This window comes from Pseudomonas sp. LBUM1651 (assembly GCF_059716135.1).
The window spans coordinates 1,229,369-1,247,179 of the sequence record NZ_CP166805.1; the positions used below are offsets into that span (position 1 = coordinate 1,229,369).

The 17,811-nt window shown below is 58.7% G+C and carries 16 protein-coding genes and 1 pseudogene; 3 read left to right on the forward strand and 14 right to left on the reverse strand.

Translation table 11 applies throughout. The features are described from left to right. Window positions 1–56 precede the first annotated feature (56 nt). Complete coding sequence (gene plsB, locus ACA066_RS05640) at window positions 57–2,549, reverse strand: glycerol-3-phosphate 1-O-acyltransferase PlsB (RefSeq protein WP_497698463.1); 2,493 nt, start codon at window positions 2,547–2,549, stop codon at window positions 57–59. A gap of 236 nt (window positions 2,550–2,785) precedes the next feature. Here plsB and ACA066_RS05645 point away from each other — a divergent pair, with 236 nt between their 5' ends. Beyond that, complete coding sequence (locus tag ACA066_RS05645) at window positions 2,786–2,995, forward strand: cold shock domain-containing protein (protein WP_019647794.1); 210 nt, start codon at window positions 2,786–2,788, stop codon at window positions 2,993–2,995. 117 nt (window positions 2,996–3,112) lie between these two features. Here the strand turns inward: ACA066_RS05645 and ACA066_RS05650 are convergent, their stop codons facing one another. The 4 genes from ACA066_RS05650 to ACA066_RS05665 form a co-directional block, all read right to left on the reverse strand. Then, the gene (locus ACA066_RS05650; protein WP_497698464.1) at window positions 3,113–3,490 is read right to left on the reverse strand and encodes a hypothetical protein; all 378 of its coding nucleotides are present in this window, start codon (window positions 3,488–3,490) and stop codon (window positions 3,113–3,115) included. A gap of 76 nt (window positions 3,491–3,566) precedes the next feature. Further along, a complete protein-coding gene (locus ACA066_RS05655) occupies window positions 3,567–4,376 on the reverse strand; it encodes a putative RNA methyltransferase (RefSeq protein ID WP_497698465.1) in 810 nt (269 codons plus the stop codon). Beyond that, a complete protein-coding gene (dapE, locus tag ACA066_RS05660) occupies window positions 4,376–5,527 on the reverse strand; it encodes a succinyl-diaminopimelate desuccinylase (protein WP_497698466.1) in 1,152 nt (383 codons plus the stop codon). Before dapE ends, ACA066_RS05655 begins: the two co-directional genes overlap by 1 nt. A gap of 213 nt (window positions 5,528–5,740) precedes the next feature. Then, complete coding sequence (locus ACA066_RS05665; protein WP_084322261.1) at window positions 5,741–8,332, reverse strand: glycosyltransferase; 2,592 nt, start codon at window positions 8,330–8,332, stop codon at window positions 5,741–5,743. A 277-nt stretch (window positions 8,333–8,609) separates the two neighbouring features. On the opposite strand from ACA066_RS05665, the gene tcdA reads away from it, so the two are divergent. Continuing rightward, window positions 8,610–9,422, forward strand: a complete 813-nt coding sequence (gene tcdA, locus ACA066_RS05670; RefSeq protein WP_168187397.1) for a tRNA cyclic N6-threonylcarbamoyladenosine(37) synthase TcdA — start codon at window positions 8,610–8,612, stop codon at window positions 9,420–9,422. An 89-nt stretch (window positions 9,423–9,511) separates the two neighbouring features. Here tcdA and ACA066_RS05675 read toward each other — a convergent pair whose 3' ends face one another. From ACA066_RS05675 to ACA066_RS05690, 4 genes are all read right to left on the reverse strand, one after another. Continuing rightward, entirely contained in the window at window positions 9,512–9,916 is a 405-nt protein-coding gene (locus ACA066_RS05675; RefSeq protein ID WP_497698467.1) for a SufE family protein, read from the reverse strand. Next, on the reverse strand, window positions 9,913–11,118 hold the full coding sequence (locus tag ACA066_RS05680; RefSeq protein WP_497698468.1) for an aminotransferase class V-fold PLP-dependent enzyme: 1,206 nt from the start codon (window positions 11,116–11,118) through the stop codon (window positions 9,913–9,915). The genes ACA066_RS05675 and ACA066_RS05680 overlap by 4 nt, the downstream gene beginning before the upstream one ends. 160 nt (window positions 11,119–11,278) lie before the next feature. Next, window positions 11,279–12,313 (reverse strand): 2,3,4,5-tetrahydropyridine-2,6-dicarboxylate N-succinyltransferase, encoded by a 1,035-nt coding sequence (gene dapD, locus ACA066_RS05685; protein WP_214380950.1) that lies wholly within the window; start codon window positions 12,311–12,313, stop codon window positions 11,279–11,281. Between the two features lie 33 nt (window positions 12,314–12,346). After that, window positions 12,347–12,709: an ArsC family reductase gene (locus ACA066_RS05690; protein WP_207203057.1), complete on the reverse strand. Its 363-nt coding sequence runs from the start codon at window positions 12,707–12,709 to the stop codon at window positions 12,347–12,349. A gap of 135 nt (window positions 12,710–12,844) precedes the next feature. Here ACA066_RS05690 and ACA066_RS05695 point away from each other — a divergent pair. After that, window positions 12,845–13,057 (forward strand): annotated as a pseudogene (locus tag ACA066_RS05695) (Na+/H+ antiporter); the annotation flags it as partial. Between the two features lie 45 nt (window positions 13,058–13,102). Here ACA066_RS05695 and ACA066_RS05700 read toward each other — a convergent pair. The 5 genes from ACA066_RS05700 to dapC form a co-directional block, all read right to left on the reverse strand. Next, window positions 13,103–13,852 (reverse strand): zinc metalloprotease, encoded by a 750-nt coding sequence (locus tag ACA066_RS05700; RefSeq protein ID WP_497698469.1) that lies wholly within the window; start codon window positions 13,850–13,852, stop codon window positions 13,103–13,105. 110 nt (window positions 13,853–13,962) lie between these two features. After that, entirely contained in the window at window positions 13,963–14,787 is an 825-nt protein-coding gene (locus ACA066_RS05705) for a M12 family metallopeptidase (protein ID WP_497698470.1), read from the reverse strand. 59 nt (window positions 14,788–14,846) lie between these two features. Then, entirely contained in the window at window positions 14,847–15,599 is a 753-nt protein-coding gene (locus ACA066_RS05710) for a zinc metalloprotease (RefSeq protein ID WP_497698471.1), read from the reverse strand. A 74-nt stretch (window positions 15,600–15,673) separates the two neighbouring features. Continuing rightward, a complete protein-coding gene (locus tag ACA066_RS05715) occupies window positions 15,674–16,399 on the reverse strand; it encodes a M12 family metallopeptidase (RefSeq protein ID WP_497698472.1) in 726 nt (241 codons plus the stop codon). A gap of 154 nt (window positions 16,400–16,553) precedes the next feature. Continuing rightward, on the reverse strand, window positions 16,554–17,753 hold the full coding sequence (gene dapC / locus ACA066_RS05720; RefSeq protein WP_497698473.1) for a succinyldiaminopimelate transaminase: 1,200 nt from the start codon (window positions 17,751–17,753) through the stop codon (window positions 16,554–16,556). Window positions 17,754–17,811 lie beyond the last annotated feature (58 nt).

Consider the following 17,811-nt stretch of genomic DNA (forward strand, 5'->3'; position numbering starts at 1 on the left):
AGTCGATCAGAAGCTTCCTTGCTTCTGAAAAAAAGCCGCGCCATTGCCTCAATGGATCAGAGCGACGTTACCAACTCCGCCGCATCTTCACTGCGATGCAACGCCACCTGACGAATCGACAAACGAATCTCCGCCGGCAACACCCGTTTGGCCGCGCCTTCGGCCAGTTCGCCGAGCAGTTCGTGATAGCTCAACTTGCCGGCTTCGTCGCGCTTGAGCACGTCGAGGTCGAGCAGGGTCTGGATGAAGTGGCGGAACAGGCTCTTGTCGAAAAACTCCGGGGCGTTCAGACCATGCAGGATCGACAGGCGCTGGGCCATCACCGTGCACAGGTCCTCCAATTCTTCCGCGCTGATGCTGTTCTGGCCGCTATTGAGCAGTAGGGAAACGGTCATATAGAAGCGCTGCAAGGTCTGGGCAATGCTTTTCGACAGCAGTGTCAGCAGTACAAAATGCCGCGAACTCGGCGCCGGACGCAGGTAGACGTCGTTCTCGAAACGCAGCAGGCCTTGCTCGACGAACGCTTCAAGCCATTGATCGATCACTGCATCCAGTTCGTCCAGCGACCAGCGTATGAACAGCTCCGATTGCAGGTACGGATACAGCGCGCGGGCGTAGCGCAGGATCTGCTCGCGGTTCATGCGCGAGGCGCTCTGGAAGAAGCTCGCGAGCAGGCCCGGCAACGCGAAAATGTGCAGCACGTTGTTGCGGTAGTAGGTCATCAGGACGGCGTTTTGCTCATCCAGGTACAGAATCTTGCCGAGCGCATCACTCTGTTCGGACAGCAGATCCATGTCCTTCACATGCTCGATCAGCGCGCGCCCGTCACCTTCCGGCAGCGTGGTGTGCGGCGAGTACGGAACCTTGCGCAGCAGCGCCAGATACAGATCCAGCACCCGCGCCATGGCGCGATCGTCCAGCGCCAAACGACTGGTGGACAGCAATGCCAACGCCACCAGATTGACCGGGTTGATCGCCGCCGCTTCGTTCAGGTGCTGCGCGACTTTCTCGCCGAGGCGGTTGGTGGTTTCGTTGAGCCACGCCGGTTTGAACTGCGGACCGAGTTCCTGTTGGCGCCAGTCCGGCTGTTCGCTGTCGAGGAATTCCGCCAGTTTGATCGGCTCGCCGAAGTTCACCGCCACCTGGCCGAAACGCTGCTTCAGGGCGCCGATGACTTTGAAGATGTCGAAGATCGATTCTTTCTTCTTGCTCGCGCCGCGCAGTTCGCCGAGGTAGGTCCGGCCTTCCAGCACGCGCTCGTAACCGATGTACACCGGGATGAAGACGATCGGCATGCGCGACGAACGCAAAAAGCTGCGCAAGGTAATCGCGAGCATCCCGGTTTTCGGTTGCAGCATGCGTCCGGTGCGCGAGCGGCCACCCTCGACGAAGTACTCGACCGGGAAACCTTTGGTGAACAGGGTGTGCAGGTATTCGTTGAACACCGAGGTGTACAGCGGGTTGCCCTTGAAGGTGCGGCGCATGAAGAACGCGCCGCCACGACGCAGCAGGCCGCCGATCCCCGGCATGTTGAGATTGATCCCGGCGGCGATGTGCGGCGGAGTCAGGCCGTTGCGAAACAGCAGATAGGACAGTAGCAGGTAGTCTATGTGGCTGCGGTGGCAGGGTACGTAAATCACTTCGTAACCCGGGGCGACCTTCTGCACGCCTTCGATGTTGTTGACCTTTATACCGTCGTAGATCTTGTTCCAGAACCAGCTCAGCACCACTTCCATAAAGCGGATCGCGGTGTAGGTGTAGTCCGAGGCGATCTCGTTACCGTAGCGCAGGGCCTGGGCCTTGGCTTTCTCCGGGGAGATGTTTTCGCGCTCGGCTTCGTCGAGGATCGCTTGCTTGACCAGCGGCTGATTGAGCAGGCCTTTGACCAGGTTGCGGCGGTGGGAAATGTCCGGGCCGATCACCGCGGCTTTGAGGTTGCGGAAGTGCACCCGCAGAATCCGTTGGGCCATGCGCACGGTGCGCTCGTGGCCCTTGTTGTGCTCGATCAGTTCACGCAGGTGGATCGGCGCGGAGAACTGCACGCGGGTCTTGCGCCCGAGCACGATGATACTCAGCAAGCGGCGCAGACGCCCGGTGACCGCCCAACTGTCGGCGAACAGCAGTTTCCACGGGCTCGATTCGCTGTCCGGCGACTGGCCCCAGAACACGCTGACGGGAATGATCTGCGCGTCTTCGGCGGCGTTCTGGCTCAGGGCGCTGACCAGGCGGGTCAGGGTCGGCGGTGCACCGCGCTTGTCCTGGCGACCGAGCCAGTCGGGGTCTGGCGTCAGGTAAAAGAACGCGGCGGGTTCCAGCAGGTTACCCACCGACACCGGCAGCACCGGCCGGGGCAGGCCGGCTTTGCTGCATTCGGTGTCGACCACGGCGAGGTCGGTCAGCGAAGGGTTTTGCAGGACGTAGAACACCGGACGACTGCGGTCGAGGTTGAGGGTGAACGACGACTGGTTGATCGTCTCGGAGCGAACCCAGAGATAGAGCAGTCGGCGCAGGGTGCCAAACACAAGACGGCGGAACGGGGAACGGGTCATACGGCATCTGCATGAGTGAATAAAACCGAGCGTTTGCTCGGGCGGCCGATAGTGTGCCGGATTCGTCGAAAATCGGCAAAAAAGCGCACAAGTAAACTCCTGTTGAGAGTTTTAGTGCCTGACATATACTCGGCTAGCCCGCACTGGCCAGATAGTGGCACCTGGTCCGTGCAAGCAATGTTCCCGAGGCTTTCCTGCGAAAAGCCCGATCAATAATAAAAAAGGGGTATGAACAAATGGCAACACGTGAAACCGGCAACGTGAAGTGGTTCAACGACGCCAAGGGCTACGGTTTTATTCAGCGCGCGGACGGGGTGGATGTGTTTGTGCACTACCGCGCGATTCGCGGTGAAGGCCACCGGTCGCTGACGGAAGGTCAGCAGGTCGAGTACGCGGTGGTGGAAGGGCAGAAGGGGTTGCAGGCTGAAGACGTAGTCGGCTTGTAAACCCACCCTTCAGATCACAAGTCACCTGTAGGAGCGAGGCTTGCCCGCGAAGGCGTCATCACTGGCGCTAAAAGCTTCGCGGGCAAGCCTCGCTCCTACAGGTTTGTGGAGCGCGAATTAAGCGGTTTTCCAGGTGATCTCTTCTTCACCAGCGGCGCTGATGCGCATCCAGCGATCCGCTGTTTCCTCACCTTCTTCCTCGACCCAGCTGCCCGGTGCGCAACGCACTTCGACGTTCAGCGCGGCAAACGCGGCGCGGGCGCAGGCGATGTCGTCTTCCCACGGGGTCTGGTCGCTTTCCAGGTACAGGCTGTTCCATTTGCCTACGGCTTTCGGCAACCAGGTCACCGGCACGTTGCCGGCCTTGCACTTGTACGTCTGGCCTTTCTGAACCCAGTCGGTGCACGGGCCCAATGCGGTGCCGAGCCAGGCCGCGATGGCCTTGTAGTCGACGTCGGCGTCTTTCAGGTAAATCTCGATATCGGGTTGGCGCATGGATGTCCTCACTGCGGGTCTGAAAAATCCATTCGCGGATTTAGCCGGTCTCAAGCCGTTGCTCAAGACCAAAAAATTATTGAAGTACGAAGTAATCGTAACGCATCGACACGGTGACCTCGAACGGCTCGGCCTGTTCGATGACCGCCGCCCGGCGTTCGGCACTGGCGCGCCAGCCGTGGGGCGTCATGGCCAACAGGTTGGCGCGATCCTGACCACTTGCAAGCGTCAGTTTGAACTCCAGGGTTTCGCTGTGCTGCAAAGCCATGCCTTCCGGGACCAACGCCAAGTGCTTGTCGTCGGTGTACTCACGCACTTCATCGTACAGTCGTTCGCGCAATTCCATCAGATGGCCGCTGGTCGGCCCGACTTTCATCAAGCCGCCGCCGGGGCTGAGCAAGCGCTTGGCTTCTTCCCAGTCCAGCGGGCTGAAGACGCTGGCAAGAAACTGGCAACTGCCAGACGCCAACGGCACCCGCGCCATGCTGGCGATCAACCAGGTCAGCTGCGGGTTGCGTTTGCAGGCGCGTTTGACCGCTTCCCGGGAGATGTCCAGCGCGTAACCGTCAGCGTTGGGCAGGGCCTCGGCGATTTGCGCGGTGTAGTAACCCTCGCCACAACCGATGTCGAGCCAGCGCTGCGGCGCGTATTGCGCTGCCAGTTCCGCCAGTCGCTTGGCCACCGGCGCGTAGTGGCCGGCGTTCAGGAAGTCGCGACGGGCTTCGACCATCGCCAGGTTATCCCCAGGGTCGCGGCTGTTTTTGTGCTGCACCGGCAACAGGTTCAAATAACCCTGGCGCGCACGGTCGAAGCGATGCCCGGCGGGGCAGGCCACGCCGTTGTCCACCGCGTTCAACGGTTCGCTGCAGATCGGGCAGGCGAGCATCAGGCGAGCAACTTGATCAGGGTCTGGTAGTAGATTTCGGTCAGCACGTCGAGGTCGGCGGCCAGTACACGCTCGTTGACCTGGTGGATCGTCGCGTTGACCGGGCCCAGCTCGACCACTTGCGTGCCCATGGTTGCAATGAAGCGACCGTCGGAGGTGCCGCCGCTGGTGGAGGCTTTGGTTTCGCGACCGGTGATGTCTTTGATGCTCGACGCCACGGCGTCCAGCAACGCGCCCGGTTCGGTGAGGAACGGCAGACCGGACAGCGCCCAGTCGATGTGCCAGTCCAGACCGTGTTTGTCGAGGATGTCGGCGACGCGCTTTTGCAGACCTTCGACGGTGGATTCGGTGGAGAAGCGGAAGTTGAACACCGCCACCAGATCACCCGGAATCACGTTGGTCGCGCCAGTGCCGGAATTCACGTTGGAAATCTGGAAGCTGGTTGGCGGGAAGAAATCGTTGCCATGGTCCCAGTGCTCGGCGGCCAGTTCGGCCAGCGCCGGGGCGGCGAGGTGGATCGGGTTCTTGGCGAGGTGCGGATAGGCCACATGACCCTGCACACCGTGCACGGTCAGTTTGGCGCCGAGGGAACCGCGACGGCCGTTCTTGACCACATCACCCACCAGCGTGGTGCTAGACGGTTCGCCGACGATGCACCAGTCCAGGCGTTCCTTGCGGGCGGCGAGGCGCTCGACGACCGCCTTGGTGCCGTGATGCGCCGGCCCTTCTTCGTCGCTGGTGATCAGGAACGCGACCTTGCCCTTGTGATCCGGGTAGTCGGCGACGAAGCGCTCGGCTGCCACGGTCATGGCGGCGAGGCTGCCTTTCATGTCCGCCGCGCCACGCCCGCAGAGCATGCCGTGTTCGTCGATCAGGGCGTTGAACGGCTCGATCTGCCAGGCCGTTACCGGGCCGGTCGGCACCACGTCGGTGTGACCGGCGAAGCACAGCACCGGGCCGTCGTGTTTGCCGTGGGTCGCCCAGAAGTTATCCACATCTTCGATGCGCATCGGTTCCAGCGTGAAACCGGCATCGCCCAGGCGCTGCATCATCTGCTTCTGGCAATCGGCGTCGACCGGCGTCACGGACGGACGGCGGATCAGGTCGATGGCGAGTTGAAGGGTCGGCGAAAGGTCGGCGTGGGCCGTCATGGAAAAACTCCGGAAGCTTTTATTTGTAGGAGAGAGCGGTGCGGCGATCCGACTTGCCCGCGAAGAACGATAATGCGGTGCATCTGTTACACCGAGTCGCTTCATTCGCGGGCAAGCCTCGCTCCTACAGGAATGGGGCGTGGCGCGCAAAATGGCGGTTATCTTAAAGCAAAACGGCGGCCATTGGCCGCCGTTTAGTGCATCTGCAAAGATTTAGACTGCCGGTGCCGTTTCGGCCTCGACGGCCGGTTTCGGCAGCGAGGACAGGAACGCCATGATCAGCGCCGCCAGGTACGGCAGCGACTGCACCAGCAACATGATGACCCAGAAGCGCATGTCGTTGCTCGGCAGCCCGTTCACCAGGAAGATCCCCAGCGCCGCGCCCCACAACAGCAACATGATGAACATCTCTTCACGCGCCTCCGAAATCGCCACCCAGAAGCCGTGGTTATCGGCGTTTTTCGGCGTACGGAAGAACGGAATGCTGCTGGTGAAGAAGCCGTACAACACCGCTTTGGCGATGGTGTGCGACAACGCCAGACCGGCCAGTGCCGCGCAGAACGCGTCCTTCAGGTTCACGCCAACGGCGCGACGGTAAAGGAAGATGATCTTGCCGACCTTGAACACGAACAGCGCCAATGGCGGGATCGCGAAAATCAGCAACGGTGGATCGACTCGCTGCGGAACGATGATCATCGCCGCCGACCACAACAGTGCGCCGACGGTGAAGAAGATGTTCATGCCATCCGCCACCCACGGCAACCAGCCCGCGAGGAAGTGGTAACGCTGGCCACGGGTCAGTTCGGTGTCCTTGCCGCGCAGCAAACTGGCGGTATGACGCTTGATGATCTGAATCGCACCGTAAGCCCAGCGGAAACGCTGTTTCTTGAAGTCGATAAAGGTATCGGGCATCAGGCCTTTGCCGTAGCTGGTGTGGTAATACGCCGCCGACAAACCTTTCTCGAACACGCGCAGACCCAGTTCGGCGTCTTCACAGATGCACCAGTCGGCCCAGCCCAGCTCCTCGAGCACCGAACGGCGGGTCATGGTCATGGTGCCGTGCTGGATGATCGCGTCGCGGTCGTTACGGGTGACCATGCCGATGTGGAAGAAGCCTTTGTATTCCGCATAGCAAAGCTTCTTGAAGGTGCTTTCGTTCTGGTCGCGATAGTCCTGCGGCGACTGCACCACAGCGATTTTCGGATCGGCGAAGTGCGGCACCATGTGCTTGAGCCAGTTCGGGTCGACGCAGTAATCCGAGTCGATCACCGCAATCACTTCGGCATCCTTGGCGGTGTGCGGAATCAGGTAATTCAGCGCGCCACCCTTGAAACCGGCCAGCGGTGCGACGTGGAAGAACTTGAAGCGCGGGCCGAGGGTTGCGCAGTAATCGCGCACCGGTTCCCAGACCGCCGGGTCCTTGGTGTTGTTGTCGATGATCAGGACTTCGAAGTCCGGATAGTCGAGGTTGGCCAGGGCATTGAGGGTCTGTTTGACCATCTCCGGCGGCTCGTTGTAGCAAGGGACGTGAATCGAGACTTTCGGTCTGTAGTCCGAATCGCCCACCACCGGCAGGAATTCGCGCCGACGTTTGTGGGTCCAGACCGCTTCGGCCAGTTCATGCGCCTCGGTCAGCAGAACGATAAACACCCCGAGCGCGCCGAGTGCGAGCAGGAAACCGACCGTCAGGCTGAACCAGGTGCTGTATTGCTGGCTGTAGTCGTAGCCGATCCATACCAATACCGAACCGCAAAGAAACGCGATAAAGGTCAGGAAGGTGCGGCCACGTTGACGCAGGGCCGAGCCGTCAATCATCAGCAAGGTCAGGGACAGCAAGGCCAGCACCGCCGAGCCGATGGCCAGCACGCGCCATTGCGGAATCGCGACCACCGGGCCTTCGAAGTTGAATTTCTGCTGACGCGCGGCGTTGAACACGCCCCAGTACGCGCCCACCGAACCTTCGTCACTGGCCTTCCACGGCTGGTCAAACGCTTCGATCACGAAGTAGTTGAAGCCCTGGCGGTTGAGCTTGTTCACCAGCGTGCGCAGGTAGATCGCCTGATCCGCCGGGCTCGCATCGGTGCCGCCACGCATGCGGCCGTTGCTCGGCCAGCCAACCTCCGAGAGCAGCAACGGTTTTTTCGGGAACATCTTTTTCAGGTCGCGGGCGCGGTCGAGGACGAATTGGCCGGCCTTGTCCACCGGGACGTATTCCCAGTAAGGCAGGACGTGGGCGGCAATCAGGTCGACGTGCTTGGCCAGTTCAGGGTGTTCTTCCCAGACGTGCCATTGCTCGGACGTGGTGACCGGCACCTTCACGGCGGCACGGACGCGGTCAAGGATCACGCTCAGTTCCGCAGCGGTAATTTCCTTACGGAAGATCGCCTCGTTGCCTACAACCACGCGAACCACGCTGCGTGAGGAGTTGGCGATTTCGATGGCACGGGTGATCTCGCGCTCGTTGCGTTCCAGGTCCGGACTGATCCATATCCCAAGGGTGACCCGCAGGCCGAACTCTTCAGCCAGCTTGGGAATGTCGCCCAGGGTGCCATCGACCGAGTAAGTGCGGATGTTGTCCGTCAGCTTGCTCATGATCTCCAGATCGCGACGCATTTGATCGTCGGTCGGGTACTGCTCTTTCTGCGGGTACTGGCCTTGCTGGAACGGCGAGTAGGAAAACCCGGAGATCTGTTCGGGCCAGTTGGGGGCGGTGACCGGGCGATTGATGAGCGCCCAGAAGCCGGTAAACAAGGCAGCGATGGCGAGCACCACGACCAGGTTGAGTCCAAATTTACGCGATGACATGGCTATTTCGGGTTCCAAAGGCTGTGGAACGAAGTTACGGTCGGCGACTGCCAAGGGGCGCGCATCCTACACCGGGCGTTCCCTGACCGTACAGCGGATAGGGAAGAGCCGGACGTTGGGCAATCCAACTCGGCTTAAGTTCTTTCGTTGGACCTTGTAGGTTAAATCTTGGTTCTGTGTAGGCTGAATAATGAGGCCAAGACGCCCGTTCATAGCCCAAAGATGCTCTTGGCCGCCGACGGCCCTATAATGCGCGCCGGTTTTTGGGGTAATGGTCATGAGTACAGAAGATCCGCGGTTTGCAGGCATCGCCCGTTTGTATGGCATCGAAGGTCTTGAGCGCTTGCGCGCGGCCCACGTGGCGATCGTCGGCGTCGGTGGCGTCGGTTCCTGGGCGGCGGAAGCCGTAGCCCGTTGCGGCGTTGGCGAGATTTCGCTGTTTGACCTCGACGACGTCTGCGTCAGCAACGCCAACCGTCAGTTGCACGCGCTGGACAGCACTGTCGGCAAACCCAAGGTCGAGGTGATGGCCGAGCGCCTGCGCGGGATCAATCCGGACTGCACGGTGCACGCGGTGGCGGACTTCGTCACCCGCGAAACCATGGCCGAGTACATCACGCCGAACATCGACTGCGTGATCGATTGCATCGACAGCGTGAACGCAAAAGCGGCGCTGATCGCCTGGTGCAAACGCCGCAAGATCCAGATCATCACCACCGGCGGGGCGGGTGGGCAGATTGACCCGACGTTGATTCAGGTCTGCGACTTGAACCGGACTTTCAACGACCCGTTGGCCTCGAAAGTGCGTTCGACCCTGCGCCGCGACTACAACTTCTCCCGCACCGTGACCCGTCATTACAGCGTGCCGTGTGTGTTTTCCACCGAGCAACTGCGCTACCCGAAGCCGGATGGCAGCATTTGCCTGCAGAAGAGTTTTGTCGGGGATGGCGTGAAGCTGGACTGCGCGGGCGGGTTTGGCGCGGTGATGATGGTGACGGCGACGTTTGGCATGGTCGCGGCGACCAAGGCTGTGGATAAGATTGTGGCTGGGGTTCGGCGGCCGGCGGATCGGGTCAAACCTGAGGTTTGATCGGTGTGGCTGATGACCTCATCGCGAGCAGGCTCGCTCCCACAGGGGAATGCATTCCAATGTGGGAGCGAGCCTGCTCGCGATGGCGGTTAGCCAGCCAACTCATTCATCCGCTGGAGCACGGCGTTGAGGCCATTACTCCGCGACGACGAAAGCTGTCGCGACAGGCCCAGCTGATTAAACCACTCCGGCAAATCCACCTGCTGCAACTCAACTGCCGACAACCCATTGACCCGTGCCAACAGCAGCGCCACCAAACCGCGAATCAAGCGAGCATCGCTGTTGGCGTTGAACTGCCAATGACCGTCCTGCAGTGCACCGACCAGCCACACCTGACTTTCACATCCATGCACGCGGTTGGCCTCGACCTTGTCCACATCGCTCAACGCAGGCATTCGGTCGCCCCATTGCATCAGCAGCCGCGCCCGTTGTTCCCAGCCAGCGGCAGCCTGAAAGGTTTCGAGCGCCGTGATGGCATCAGCCGGGAGGTTCATCGCAACAACTCCAGCGCCTGATCCAGCGCTTCAAAGAACCGCTCCAGATCTTCGGAATCGTTGTACAGCGCCAACGACACCCGAATCGCCCCGGCCAGTTCAAAGCTTTTCAGCAACGGCATGGCGCAGTGATGACCGGCGCGCACCGCGATTCCCTGTTCTGTCAGCAAATGCGCCAGATCAGAGTTATGCACACCCTCGACGACAAAACTCGCCAGCGCCAGTTGCGGTTTGCCCAGCAGTCGGATGCCGTTGCGTGCCTCAAGACCTTTCAACAAATAGTCGTGCAGCGCCGCTTCATGGGCCGAGACCGCGTCCTGATCGAGACCGGCGAGGTAATCCAGCGTCGCCCCGAGGCCGATCACACTGGAAATCGGCGGCGTGCCCGCCTCGAATCCCAGCGGCGCCGGGCGAAAGCGTGCGTGCTGGTAATCCGCGTCCAGCACCATTTCACCGCCGAATTGCCAATGACGCAGTTGCTTGAGCGCTTCGTGGCGCCCGAACAGCACGCCCAGGCCATCGGGGCCATAGAGCTTGTGACTGGAAAACACATAGAAGTCGCAACCGAGTGCCTGCACGTCATGCCGACCATGGACCACGCCTTGAGCGCCATCGACCACGGTCAGCGCGCTGTGTGCCTTGGCCATTGCCAGCAAGGCGGGCAGCGGCTGCCAGGCGCCGAGCACGTTGGACAACTGACTGACCGCCAGCAAGCGAGTCCGCGGGCCGATCAGCGACGCGGCGGCATCGAGGTCAATCAAACCGCCGGTATCCAGCGGCAGGATCACCAGCTTCAAATCGCGACGGTGGGCCAATTGCTGCCATGGCAGCAGGTTGGCGTGATGCTCCAGGGCGCTGATGACAATCTCGTCGCCCGGATTGAACAGGTGTTGCAGGCCATAGGCCAGGAGGTTCAGCGCGGAGGTGGCGCCGTGGGTAAAGATGATCTGCCCGCAATCGCCGACATTCAGCCAGTGGGCGACTTTGCTGCGGCTGTCCTCGAACGCCTGGGTGGCATGCGCGCCGGGCAAGTGTTGCGCCCGATGCACGTTGGCCGCGCCATTGGCGTAGTAATGCGCCAGGGCATCCAGCAGGGCTTGAGGTTTTTGAGTGGTGGCGGCGTTGTCCAGATAGGTCTGGTCTTGCCGTTGCAAAGCGGCGATGGCCGGAAAGTCGGCGCGCCAGGGAGAGGGAATCATCATGCAATTTGGCCCTGCTAAACATGGGCGGGGTGTACGCCTGGCCCCTGTAGGAGCGAGCTTGCTCGCGATGGACGTTAACGATAACGCGCGATAACTGGAAAACCGCGTCGCCCTTACGTTCTTCGCGAGCAAGCTCGCTCCTACAGGGTGATCGCTCTGCTTAGTTGTGAGCGTGCAGCGCTTCGTTCAGTTCGATCGCCGATTTGTGGGTTTTGCATTCCACGGCACCGGTTTCCGAATTGCGACGGAACAGCAGGTCAGGTTGACCGGCCAGTTCACGGGCCTTCACGACCTTGACCAGTTTGTTGTTCTCGTCCAGCAGCGCCACTTTGGTACCGGCGGTCACGTACAGGCCCGATTCAACGGTGTTGCGGTCGCCCAACGGGATACCGATACCGGCGTTGGCGCCGATCAGGCAGCCTTCGCCGACCTTGATCACGATGTTGCCGCCGCCCGACAGGGTGCCCATGGTCGAGCAACCGCCGCCCAGGTCCGAACCCTTGCCGACGAAGACACCCGCGGAAACGCGGCCTTCGATCATGCCCGGGCCTTCGGTGCCGGCGTTGAAGTTGACGAAACCTTCGTGCATCACGGTGGTGCCTTCGCCGACGTAGGCGCCCAGACGAATACGCGCCGCGTCGGCGATACGCACGCCGGCCGGTACCACGTAGTCGGTCATTTTCGGGAACTTGTCCACCGAGAACACTTCCAGCAGCTCGCCGCGCAGACGGGCTTCCAGTTGATGCTCGGCCAGTTCGGCGAGGTCGATTGCGCCCTGGCTGGTCCACGCGACGTTCGGCAGCAGCGGGAACACGCCGGCCAGGTTCAGGCCGTGCGGCTTGACCAGACGATGGGACAGCAGGTGCAGCTTGAGGTAAGCCTCAGGCGTAGAAGTCAGTTGCGCGTCTTCGGCCAGAATGGTCGCGACCAGCGGCTTGTGGCTCTCGGCCAGACGGGTCAGCAGCGCAGCCTGTGCCGCGTCGACGCCTTTGACGGCTTCAGCCAGTTGCGAAGCCTGAGCAGTGCTGAAGGCGATGGCCTGGTTGCCTTCGGTGTAGCCCAGGACCGGGGCGATGGCCGCTACCAGTTCGGCCGAAGGATTGAGCAAAGGCTGTGCGTAAAACACTTCCAGCCACGCGCCTTGACGGTTTTGAGTGCCGACACCAAAGGCCAGGCTGAATACGGTAGTGGACATGTAAATACCTCTAACAAAATTGAACGGGCGGGCTTACTTGAGCGCTGCCGCGTAGATATCTGGCTTGAAGCCAATCAGGGTTCGGTCACCGAGATCGAGCACCGGGCGCTTGATCATCGAGGGTTGTGCGAGCATCAGTTCGATGGCTTTCGGCTGGTCGAGATCGGCTTTACGTTCGTCGTCGAGCTTGCGAAAGGTCGTGCCTGCACGGTTCAGCACCACTTGCCAGCCGTGCTCGTCGCACCATTGGGTCAGGTGTTCACGGTCGATTCCGACCGTTTTGTAATCATGAAAGTCATAGCTGACAGCGTGTTCATCGAGCCAGGTGCGCGCCTTTTTCATGGTGTCGCAGGCTTTGATGCCGAAAAGGTGCAACGTTTTGCTTGAAACGGTCAAGGAATTGCCCCCTTTGCAGGTGCTGGAAAAAAAAGGTGAAGGATTATGCCATGGATGCGCAAAACCTGTGGGAGCGAGCTTGCTCCGGGCGGCGTTCCGACGATAGCGGTGGTTCAGTCAACATTGATGGCCGGGCATCAACAGGAGGTGTACAACAACTCTGCGCAAGCCCGGTCGCTGGCGTTTCAGCTGGATTTGCTGGAGCGGCGTTTGCGATTGAAGGCGCTGCGGACGCAACGCCTGGAGTTGTATAGCCTCAGTCATCATCACCAGATTGGTGATGATGTGTTGCGGGAGGTGCTGGGGGAACCAGACCTGAGTGAAGCGAAAATGAGCGTTGTGAAGTAGCAGGCTCACATTCGCTATGGCGTTGTGTATCGCGTCAAGCGATCTTCAATCCTTGGGGTAAGCTTTGCGCATCATCGCAATGTCACCGGGACTGATAGTCCAAGTTTCCGATTGTCCCCAACCTCCAAAAGTCCATTCCGGGCGAATTTCGTAATGCATGACCGAGTCTCCGTCATACGGCTCGTAAGTATGTTGGTCACTTTGCGGCAAGGGTAAGATGTTTTTGTCGACAGCGTTTTTGTCCCAGCCATAGCTTTGTGCGCAGTGTCTGTACGTGCTCTGGACATCCCACGGTATTTGCGAGTCAGGGTGCTGGTGTGCGTGCTCAGCTCCCAGCGCATGTCCAAATTCATGTAAAACGCAGTATCTAAAGCGTTTATCTCCAGGAACCCAATTGAGAAACATACTGGGCCCACGCCGCTGTTCGTCAGTACCACCGATGTCGTCGATAAGTGCGTCTGTGCCGATTTCAGAGCCCTGAACCCCGTTCGCAGGATTGAGGAAAATTCGGATGTCGCCAATATCACCCGTTACGAAGTCAAACTGCAGGTTGACGAAAGATAACCATTCACTAGCGGCAACGCGTACCGCATCGATCGCTTCGTCACTCGCGTTGTACATGGCAATTTTAAGTTTTTTTCCGGGTGTCCAGTATTTGGTGTGAGCGCCTATGTTTCTTTGAGGGCGATTTGATGGGGGGCGACGGGCGTTCAGCGGGTTTTCTTGAATGGCCGCTTTAAAAGATGCCGAGTTGCTAATGGGGTGTGTGGTTTTGCAAGGGGTGAATCGTTGCATGGGTATTACGTCCTTGTACTTGGATGGCCCCCGGGTCATATGGCGAGGTGCGCGTGCTGGATGTTTCCAGTGTTCTGAATAAGTTGTGAACTAATGAATCTCTTTGCCGGTTATAGCTCCTCATTGAATAGTGATAAACGAAGGGGCTTCCAAGGAGTATCTGCTTTGGTTTTTTTGGGGGCGATTGAGGTGAAAAGAGCTTTTTGTTTTTTTGGATAAAGTGATTTCATTAATTTCTTGTCTTTTTTGCTGATCTTGCGATTGATCGTGAGTTTCCAGTCACCCAGCGTCAATGTGTTTGGTACTGGGTAGTGCATGATGGATTTTTTGTCGTAGGACAAATGAAAAGCATCCGATGCGTTGAAGGGGGTAAATATGTGCCTGTCAATTTGTGCCCGAGTGAGTGGGTTCATCTCGCGGTTCTGATAGAACTCATACACTGCCGGCTTATCCCAAGGGATATCTGCGTGTGGGTGCTGGTGTTCATGCATCGCACCCAGTGCGTGACCGAATTCATGAATCACAATGACCTCGAAGTCCTCATGTTCGGGTTTGACAGCAAGGTTCATGGTGGGCATGTCAGGATGAATGAGCAGCGCGTTGGTTCCCAGCACAGAGCTGTTTTTATTATTTTCGGTGGCAATGCGAATGTCGCCCTGATTATCATCGACGAAATCAAAGCGCAGGTTGACATACGGCAACCACTGGTTCGCTGCGTCAATTATTTTCTGTTTATGGTCGGCCGGCAGGTCATTCATAAAGGCAATTTTCAACGTTCGACCGTTAGTCCAAAGTTTTGAGTAGTTCACCAGCGATCGTTTGCGGCGATTACCGCGGGTGGAACCGATATTGGCAGCGCTTTCATCAATGGCGGCCTCATGAGTTGCCTGGTGTTCTGCCCACTGTATTGGCTGGTAGTCTGAAATATCATTCATTATCGGTCTCTTCCTTGAGGGTTTGGAGTTAGAGCTGTTTGGATGGGGCGATGAGCAGATCACTCGCTTGTTTCTTCAGGGTAAGGGTAAGCCTCAGTCATGAACGCCTTATCCTTTTCGCTGAGAACAAAGTTCAGGAATATTTCAAAGTCACCGTGCGTCCAGTTCTGACTGATTTGGTAGTGCATGATCGACTTTGGGTCATAAGTCGAATAGTTGACTTCGCTGGCATCGAGTAACTTGAAGTAGCGCTCGTCAACTTCCTTTCGCCTGAAGTCATCTTCATCGGCGTCTTCAGGTACCCAGTGGTCCGCATAGACCGCAGGCTTGTTCCAGGGAATATCCGCCTCTGGGTGCAGGTGCTCATGCTCGGCGCCCAGTGCATGACCAAACTCGTGCATGACATAGTGGGCGAAAAGCCTGGGTTGGAGCATCCAGTCCGAGATCACCATCGTTGGGCCTTCTTCCGTCAGTAGCGCGTCGGTACCGATATTGGACCAGTAGATTCCCGGCTCAGTGCGAATACGGATATCCCCGACTTCACCGTCGACGAAGTCGAATTTGAGATTGATATAGGGCAGCCAGTTACGTGCAGCAGCCTTGACGCCATCCTTGAATGCTTGATCACCGTTCAGAAACGCAATGCGCAGCGTGCGCCCGGGAGCCCAGAATTTTTTGTGACGGCCGACTGCCCGTTTTTGGCGGCCCGAAGCCGAGGTGTAACGATTTGCAGGGTTTTCGGCGACCGCAACGTAGTAAGAAGCTTGAATGTCGTCCGGTTTTTTGACGACGCAATAGGGTGAGTTGTTCATATGAACATCCTTGTTGTAATTAAACTAATGATCTGTTTTTGTCTTGATGGAAATTGCTGTTGCGCGGTTGATTGTTATTTTGGATAAATCTTGCGCATCAGTCGGCGGTCGTTCTGGCTAATGGCTGTGTTCTTTTCTACGGACCAGTCACCCGTGGTCAACTCATTTGGGATTCGATAATGCATGATTGACGTCGGATCATAGGGCGTAGTTCGAGTATGGGTCGTTTCCAGTTTTCTGAATAAGTTGTGGTCGACTTCCTCTTTTGACCAGTTATAGGCGGTCAGATAAAAGTGATAGACGGCAGGCTTGTTCCATGGGATATCGGCTTTGGGGTGCTGGTGTTCATGTTCCATCCCGAGTGCATGACCGAATTCGTGTAAGACAGAACCTTCGAACCCGGCATGTGTCAGCTCGGTACCGATGTTCATGGTGTTTTCGCCTGGGCCGCGCAGCGTGGCATCGGTACCAATGGCTGAGTAGTTGGAAGGCGCTTCCATGCTGATTCGAATATCACCCTCGGCGTTGTCGGAAAACGCCAGGGTCAGGTTGATAGAGGGTTGCCATTGTTTGATGGCTTTTATCGCGGCTTCACGGTGTGCCTCGGAAGGCGGTGCAAGAAAAGCGACCGTAAGCGTTCTGTGGCTGGCCCAGAACTTTGTATGAGTGGCGACACCACGCTTGTTTCTACCACCTGTAGAAAAGGTATTGGCATTGATTGGGTTTTCTTTAATGGCGGCATCATAAGACGCTTGATCATTAAAAGAGTTAATGACTTTGCATGGCTGTAAGTAAGTCATTGCTGATTTCCTTGTCGAAACTTTTGAGAGGGTTCTGCTTTGTTCGACTTGGAGGTTAGTGGTGTATGTGGCGCGGCGTAAAGTTTCTATGTGTTAGTTGTTTTTGCGGATAATAAGGCCTGCGCCGTGTTGCACGGTGCAGGCCTGTTTCGTATTACTTGTTGCGAGTTATAAAGTTGCGAATTCGCTCTGCCGCTTCAACACATTCGGCCAGTGGCGCAACCAGTGCCATCCGCACTCGACCGGCGCCCGGATTGGTACCGTCGACGTTGCGCGACAAATAAGAACCCGGCACCACCGTCACATGTTCTTCAACGAACAGATCACGGCAGAACGCCTCGTCATCGCCTTCAACATTCGGCCACAGATAGAAGCCGCCATCCGGGCGTTGCACGTCCATCACCGGGCTGAGGATTGCCAGCACCGCATCATACTTCTCGCGATACAGCGCACGGTTGGCCCGCACATGCACTTCGTCATTCCACGCGGCAACGCTCGCCAGCTGAGTCTGAACCGGCATCGCGCAGCCGTGATAAGTGCGGTACAGCAGGAAGCCTTTGAGAATATCGGCATCACCGGCCACGAAACCCGAACGCAGGCCTGGCAGGTTGGAGCGCTTGGACAGGCTGTGGAACACCACGCAGCGCTTGAAGTCCTTGCGGCCCAGTTCCACGCAGGCGCTAAGCAGGCCGGCTGGTGGGGTTTGTTCGTCGAAGTACAGTTCGCTGTAGCACTCGTCCGCAGCAATCACGAAATCGTATTCGTCGGCGAGGGCGATCAGCTTTTTCAGGGTCTCGACCGGGATCAAGGCGCCAGTCGGATTGCCTGGCGAGCACAGGAACAGGATCTGGCAGCGTTTCCAGATGTCAGGGGAAACGGCATCGAAGTCCGGGTTGAAGCCGTTCTCATCCAGGCACGGCAGGTAATGCGGCTTGGCGCCGGCGAGGAACGCGGCACCTTCATAGATTTGATAGAACGGGTTCGGGCTGACCACCAGCGCGTCGTCGCCACGATTAACCACGGTCTGGGTGAAGGCGAACAGCGCTTCGCGAGTGCCGTTGACCGGCAGCACGTTGCGCGCCGGGTCGAGCCAGCCGCTCGGAACGTTGAAGCGGCGTTCGCACCACGCGGCGATGGCTTCACGCAGCGCTGGAATGCCGAGGGTGGTCGGGTAAACGGCCATCTGATCCAGATTGCTGGACAGGGCTTCGGCGACAAAGCTTGGCGAACGGTGCTTCGGCTCGCCGATGGACAGTGCGATAGGGCGTTTGTCCGGGTTTGGCGTGACGCTGCCGAGCAGGGCGCGGAGCTTCTCGAACGGGTAGGGCTGGAGCTGGGACAAAGCGTTGTTCATGGGGGGCCTCGTTCAGTGTGGAGGCAGGCCTTTGTGGCGAGGGGTCTTGCCCCCGTTC

Excerpts from the sequence above, each read along its gene's own strand:
- plsB (WP_497698463.1), bottom strand. The coding sequence starts at position 2,549 with ATGACCCGTTCCCCGTTCCGCCGTCTTGTGTTTGGCACCCTGCGCCGA.
- ACA066_RS05645 (WP_019647794.1), top strand. The coding sequence starts at position 2,786 with ATGGCAACACGTGAAACCGGCAACGTGAAGTGGTTCAACGACGCCAAG.
- ACA066_RS05650 (WP_497698464.1), bottom strand. The coding sequence starts at position 3,490 with ATGCGCCAACCCGATATCGAGATTTACCTGAAAGACGCCGACGTCGAC.
- ACA066_RS05655 (WP_497698465.1), bottom strand. The coding sequence starts at position 4,376 with ATGCTCGCCTGCCCGATCTGCAGCGAACCGTTGAACGCGGTGGACAAC.
- dapE (WP_497698466.1), bottom strand. The coding sequence starts at position 5,527 with ATGACGGCCCACGCCGACCTTTCGCCGACCCTTCAACTCGCCATCGAC.
- ACA066_RS05665 (WP_084322261.1), bottom strand. The coding sequence starts at position 8,332 with ATGTCATCGCGTAAATTTGGACTCAACCTGGTCGTGGTGCTCGCCATC.
- tcdA (WP_168187397.1), top strand. The coding sequence starts at position 8,610 with ATGAGTACAGAAGATCCGCGGTTTGCAGGCATCGCCCGTTTGTATGGC.
- ACA066_RS05675 (WP_497698467.1), bottom strand. The coding sequence starts at position 9,916 with ATGAACCTCCCGGCTGATGCCATCACGGCGCTCGAAACCTTTCAGGCT.
- ACA066_RS05680 (WP_497698468.1), bottom strand. The coding sequence starts at position 11,118 with ATGATGATTCCCTCTCCCTGGCGCGCCGACTTTCCGGCCATCGCCGCT.
- dapD (WP_214380950.1), bottom strand. The coding sequence starts at position 12,313 with ATGTCCACTACCGTATTCAGCCTGGCCTTTGGTGTCGGCACTCAAAAC.
- ACA066_RS05700 (WP_497698469.1), bottom strand. The coding sequence starts at position 13,852 with ATGCAACGATTCACCCCTTGCAAAACCACACACCCCATTAGCAACTCG.
- ACA066_RS05705 (WP_497698470.1), bottom strand. The coding sequence starts at position 14,787 with ATGAATGATATTTCAGACTACCAGCCAATACAGTGGGCAGAACACCAG.
- ACA066_RS05710 (WP_497698471.1), bottom strand. The coding sequence starts at position 15,599 with ATGAACAACTCACCCTATTGCGTCGTCAAAAAACCGGACGACATTCAA.
- ACA066_RS05715 (WP_497698472.1), bottom strand. The coding sequence starts at position 16,399 with ATGACTTACTTACAGCCATGCAAAGTCATTAACTCTTTTAATGATCAA.
- dapC (WP_497698473.1), bottom strand. The coding sequence starts at position 17,753 with ATGAACAACGCTTTGTCCCAGCTCCAGCCCTACCCGTTCGAGAAGCTC.